Here is a 1,011-nt window from a genome sequence, read left to right as displayed (position 1 = left end):
AAGAGCAGTGGAAGAACCTTGCAGGCGCTCCCAGTTCTGGCGCAGCAGCGTCACGATGTCGTCATCGGTCTTGCGCTGACGTTCAGGCAACACCGGTTTCTGTAAGGCCGCCATGGCTTGCGACACTTGTTCACGCGCACTCTCTAGCGACAGTTCATGTCCTTGTAGGACGGTCGTGAAATGGCGCAATGCACGCTGAGGGAAGTCGCTACGTGTTCCGGCAAAAGTCGGTAACCCCTCTAGGCGCTCGTCATAGGGCATGACAAGGTGTTGTAAGCGTGGGGCAAGGCGCGTGGCGCCGTGATAGGAGGTCAGCACACGTAAGCGTTGGATGTCTGCATCGCTCAGGCAGGCCAGATCTGGTTCCAACAAGCGCAAGTATACCGATGGCACAGCCAGCAGGACGGTAGCGTGGGTCGATCTGGTGATCAGTTCGGCGAGCGAGCGTTGCGGTCCAAATGCCTCGATGAGGGCTTGCCACCAATCGGCAGGCGATTTCTGTAGCCGCAGCAAACAGCAGTGCAACCTATTGTCGGGTGCCGGCGACACCGTCACGTCATAAGCTGGGACCAGTTCGTTTGCGTGCAGGACACCATGTCCAGCGGACACAATATAAAGAGGAGAGAAGAGCGCGTCGGCGGTTTGTTTGGCTTCGCTAATTGAGCGCCCAGCGTAGAGATCCCTCGCTGCCAGCAAGTCGCTTTCGCGGACGGTCTGCACTTGCTGCTTCCACTGGTGCGCCAAGTTGCTGAGCGAGTCCGTGACGTGCGCGGTCTCGAGTTGCAAAACAGTGCCAACTTTCCTTTTTCGGCTTGTGCAACTTGTAATGACGATCACGCCGTGTACTGGATTCATTCGGGAGCCGCTAAGCGGAAATTTGCAAAAGTGCGTGCCGGGAGCACAACAGTATTTTCGCATCTGCTGCACTTAATTGCTAGATCAAGTAGGTAATCCTCTGCAGTTATTTCAAACTCTCGAGCGAAGCTGCGCAACAACTGAGCTCAGCCGCTA

At 56.2% G+C, this 1,011-nt stretch carries 1 protein-coding gene; it reads right to left on the bottom strand.

Annotation, left to right across the window (positions count from 1 at the left end):
- On the bottom strand, positions 1-855 hold an 855-nt coding region (locus ACWNCF_RS03550), incomplete at its 3' end, for a DUF6884 domain-containing protein (protein WP_449406041.1).
- Positions 856-1,011: the final 156 nt, after the last annotated feature.

The organism is Massilia phosphatilytica (assembly GCF_977014125.1).
The sequence above is the reverse complement of the archived record's forward strand: the minus strand, read 5'-3'. Positions and strand labels throughout refer to the sequence as shown.